Source organism: Chryseobacterium sp. TQ-BC-N36, assembly GCF_058382295.1.
Window position 1 is genome coordinate 4,230,001 of record NZ_CM178175.1, and the last position, 5,000, is coordinate 4,235,000.

At 42.0% G+C, this 5,000-nt stretch carries 2 tRNA genes and 4 rRNA genes (2 of these 6 only partly in view); all 6 read left to right on the forward strand.

From position 1 onward, the window contains the following. Nucleotides 1-140, forward strand: a 23S ribosomal RNA gene (locus AC3FI7_RS19030) (it extends 2,613 nt beyond the left edge of the window). A 171-nt stretch (nucleotides 141-311) separates the two neighbouring features. Next, nucleotides 312-419: ribosomal RNA gene (rrf, locus tag AC3FI7_RS19035) — 5S ribosomal RNA — on the forward strand. Nucleotides 420-1,649: 1,230 nt separating this feature from the next. Then, nucleotides 1,650-3,167 (forward strand): 16S ribosomal RNA (locus AC3FI7_RS19040). Between the two features lie 223 nt (nucleotides 3,168-3,390). Continuing rightward, a tRNA-Ile gene (locus tag AC3FI7_RS19045) sits at nucleotides 3,391-3,464 on the forward strand. Nucleotides 3,465-3,558: 94 nt separating this feature from the next. Next, nucleotides 3,559-3,632, forward strand: a tRNA-Ala gene (locus tag AC3FI7_RS19050). Between the two features lie 153 nt (nucleotides 3,633-3,785). Then, a 23S ribosomal RNA gene (locus tag AC3FI7_RS19055) occupies nucleotides 3,786-5,000 on the forward strand; it runs 1,537 nt beyond the window's last position. Together the 16S, 23S and 5S rRNA genes with 2 tRNA genes alongside form the textbook arrangement of a ribosomal RNA operon.

Here is a 5,000-nt window from a genome sequence, read left to right on the forward strand (position 1 = left end):
TGAAAGCATATAAGTGCGAAACTCGCCTCAAGATGAGACATCTTTTAAGGGTCGTTGTAGATGACGACGTTGATAGGCTACAGGTGTAAAGACAGTAATGTCATAGCCGAGTAGTACTAATTACCCGTAGATTTATAGTCTATGGTTGCTATATCAAATTTATAAAAAATGATAAGTACTTTATGCGCAGTAAAGGTTTTGTCTTTGTGAAAGTTTTTATCGCTTAAAACTTGTAAAATGTAATATGTACAAAGTATAATGTAACGACATTGTAGATGATACAACTGACATTTTACAATATATACCTTCTTTAGGGTGGTTTTAGCGGTGGGGCTCACCTGTTCCCATTCCGAACACAGAAGTTAAGCCCACCAGCGCCGATGGTACTGCTAACGCGGGAGAGTAGGCCGCCGCCAGTTTTTATTTTATTTTTAAAAATCCTTTATCGTCATGATAAAGGATTTTTTGTTTTATACCCATCCCGGTTTAAAGTAACAGAAGTAATCAGTAATGAGCAATAAGTAATAAGTAATAATTGATAAACGATACCGGAATCAACTATCAATTATCAATTATCAATTATTACTTATCACTTAACATTCATCATTCATCACATACCCCATTGTCACTCCGTAGGAGTCTAAACGAGCCATTCAATCAAGCAATAATAGTTCATTATAATTGACTTAAGTATTATAACTTCCCTCTATAAACAAGCCTGGATTCCTGCCGAATGACACAAGTGGGAATAGAATTACCTTTATAACTTCCAGTTCAAATCTCAGAAATCCGAAACAGGAAACCCGTATCCCGAATCACGAATTCCTTCATTTAGAACTTGCTCTCTTAACATAAAATATTATTCAACATCTTGGAACCGGATCTGCTGAAATAAGATTGAACATAAAATTCCACTATAACTTTTTCTGTAATCTATTGATTTCATATTCTATGCTTTTGGAGATGCTCCAAATGGTTAATCTCAATTTTTACATTTTTTTTCAAATATATTTACTCAGCTAAAAAATAAGTTATGACATTTTGTAATAGTTCATAACATTAGCATAGTAATTATTCGATTTAAAATTTATTAATACTCATTGTGGATAAGTGTTGGTAATTATGTAAGTATAAATATAACAATTAGTTAAAGCTTTAATTTATCCACAATAGGTTATTTGATATAAAATTTATGTTCAATAAAGTTGTTTTGCGTTGTATGAAGTTGCTATCTTTGCCCCACTGAAAACGAGAGTAGATTAGTAGCGCAGGAGAGCCTTTAGATGGGCAAAAACATTATTACTTCAAAAAAGAAACAGGCGAAAAAAAACTTTAAACTTTTTTTAAAAAAGAGTTGCGAGATAAAAAAGAGTTTGTATCTTTGCAGTCCCAATTAAGGGAGCGCAGGAGTAGGATGATTAAGGGTTAGTAAAGGAATTAAGGTTACTTAAAAAACTTTAAAATTTTCTTTAGAAACATTTGGTCATTAAGAAATAAAGTTTTACTTTTGCACTCGCAAATACGGAGCGACACTGACAGATAGATTGCCTCGTAAAAAGCGAAAGATATAAAGATCATTGACATACAATATAACAACCAAGTAAGGAAAAACTAAAGCGTTAAAAACTTTGAGTGAGTCAGACAAACATACAATGGAGAGTTTGATCCTGGCTCAGGATGAAACGCTAGCGGGAGGCCTAACACATGCAAGCCGAGCGGTAGAGATCTTTCGGGATCTTGAGAGCGGCGTACGGGTGCGGAACACGTGTGCAACCTGCCTTTATCAGGGGGATAGCCTTTCGAAAGGAAGATTAATACCCCATAATATATTTGTCGGCATCGATGGATATTGAAAACTCCGGTGGATAGAGATGGGCACGCGCAAGATTAGATAGTTGGTGAGGTAACGGCTCACCAAGTCTGCGATCTTTAGGGGGCCTGAGAGGGTGATCCCCCACACTGGTACTGAGACACGGACCAGACTCCTACGGGAGGCAGCAGTGAGGAATATTGGACAATGGGTGCGAGCCTGATCCAGCCATCCCGCGTGAAGGACGACGGCCCTATGGGTTGTAAACTTCTTTTGTATAGGGATAAACCTAGATACGTGTATCTAGCTGAAGGTACTATACGAATAAGCACCGGCTAACTCCGTGCCAGCAGCCGCGGTAATACGGAGGGTGCAAGCGTTATCCGGATTTATTGGGTTTAAAGGGTCCGTAGGCGGATCTGTAAGTCAGTGGTGAAATCTCACAGCTTAACTGTGAAACTGCCATTGATACTGCAGGTCTTGAGTGTTGTTGAAGTAGCTGGAATAAGTAGTGTAGCGGTGAAATGCATAGATATTACTTAGAACACCAATTGCGAAGGCAGGTTACTAAGCAACAACTGACGCTGATGGACGAAAGCGTGGGGAGCGAACAGGATTAGATACCCTGGTAGTCCACGCCGTAAACGATGCTAACTCGTTTTTGGAGCGCAAGCTTCAGAGACTAAGCGAAAGTGATAAGTTAGCCACCTGGGGAGTACGAACGCAAGTTTGAAACTCAAAGGAATTGACGGGGGCCCGCACAAGCGGTGGATTATGTGGTTTAATTCGATGATACGCGAGGAACCTTACCAAGGCTTAAATGGGAAATGACAGGTTTAGAAATAGACTTTTCTTCGGACATTTTTCAAGGTGCTGCATGGTTGTCGTCAGCTCGTGCCGTGAGGTGTTAGGTTAAGTCCTGCAACGAGCGCAACCCCTGTCACTAGTTGCCATCATTAAGTTGGGGACTCTAGTGAGACTGCCTACGCAAGTAGAGAGGAAGGTGGGGATGACGTCAAATCATCACGGCCCTTACGCCTTGGGCCACACACGTAATACAATGGCCGGTACAGAGGGCAGCTACACTGCGAAGTGATGCAAATCTCGAAAGCCGGTCTCAGTTCGGATTGGAGTCTGCAACTCGACTCTATGAAGCTGGAATCGCTAGTAATCGCGCATCAGCCATGGCGCGGTGAATACGTTCCCGGGCCTTGTACACACCGCCCGTCAAGCCATGGAAGTCTGGGGTACCTGAAGTCGGTGACCGTAACAGGAGCTGCCTAGGGTAAAACAGGTAACTAGGGCTAAGTCGTAACAAGGTAGCCGTACCGGAAGGTGCGGCTGGAACATCTCATTTTAGAGCGTCTTTGGACGTTAAACAAAATCAGTATCGTAAGATACATAATACTTACTTAAAGTATAGCTTTAGTTTTTTGTTTGGTTGGTTATATAAAAATAAAACACCCACTAGAAATTAGTAAAGGGATAGAGAGACAAGAGATTATAGAATTTGAAATTTGAAGTTCGAGATTTAAAGTTTAGGATATCAAATATCAAATAATGAATCTCAAATCTAACAGAGTCTCGTAGCTCAGCTGGTTAGAGCGCTACACTGATAATGTAGAGGTCGGCAGTTCGAGCCTGCCCGAGACTACTAATTAAGTGATTTGAAATTAGATATTTGAAATTTGAAATTCGTTATGTATGAATATCAAATCACAAACCTGAAATCTCAAATCAACCTAGAGGGGGAATTAGCTCAGCTGGCTAGAGCGCCTGCCTTGCACGCAGGAGGTCAAGGGTTCGACTCCCTTATTCTCCACAGTTTTGGAATACTGATTTAAAAGTTACGAATGGAGCCAACAACAACATTTGTTCATCAGTAGGAAAAGAAGACATTAAGATCATTGACATTAACGGTAAAGACATCACAAAGAGAAAACCGAGCGCATAAAGCGCTTGAGTAACCAATAGGAAAGAAATCGTTAAGGGCGTATGGCGGATGCCTAGGCTTTCAGAGGCGACGAAGGACGTGGTAAGCTGCGAAAAGCTGCGGGGATTGGCACACACGAATTGATCCGCAGATATCCGAATGGGGCAACCCGGCATGTTGAAGACATGTCACCTCGTAAGAGGAGCAAACCCGGAGAACTGAAACATCTAAGTACCCGGAGGAAAAGAAATCGAAGAGATTCCGTAAGTAGTGGCGAGCGAAAGCGGATTAGCCCAAAAGTCTATTTATGTTTAGAGGAATGTTCTGGAAAGAACAATCATAGAAGGTGATAATCCTGTACTCGAAAGGCATAATTAGATGATAAATGAGTAGGGCGGGACACGTGAAATCCTGTCTGAATATGGGGGGACCATCCTCCAAGGCTAAATACTCCTGAAAGACCGATAGTGAACAAGTACTGTGAAGGAAAGGTGAAAAGCACTTCGAATAGAAGGGTGAAATAGAACCTGAAACCGTACGCCTACAAGCGGTCGGAGCAGCATAAAGCTGTGACGGCGTGCCTTTTGCATAATGAGCCTACGAGTTAATTTTACTAGCGAGGTTAAGGTATTAAGTACCGGAGCCGAAGCGAAAGCGAGTCTGAATAGGGCGCTGAGTTAGTAGGATTAGACGCGAAACCTTGTGATCTACCCATGGGCAGGTTGAAGCTCTGGTAACACAGAGTGGAGGACCGAACCGGTTGACGTTGAAAAGTCTTCGGATGACCTGTGGGTAGGGGTGAAAGGCCAATCAAACTGGGAGATAGCTCGTACTCTCCGAAATGCATTTAGGTGCAGCGTCGATGTTAAGTTTATTAGAGGTAGAGCTACTGATTGGATGCGGGGGTTTCACCGCCTACCAATTCCTGACAAACTCCGAATGCTAATAAATGTTCGTCGGCAGTGAGGGCATGGGTGCTAAGGTCCATGTCCGAGAGGGAAAGAACCCAGACCAACAGCTAAGGTCCCCAAATATATGTTAAGTTGAAACAACGCGGTTGGACTGCATTGACAGCTAGGATGTTGGCTTGGAAGCAGCCATTCATTTAAAGAGTGCGTAACAGCTCACTAGTCGAGCGGTCCGGCATGGATAATAATCGGGCATAAACATATTACCGAAGCTATGGATTTGTATTTATACATCTGGTAGGAGAGCATTCTATTTGCGCCGAAGCAGTACTGTGAGGTATTGTGGAGC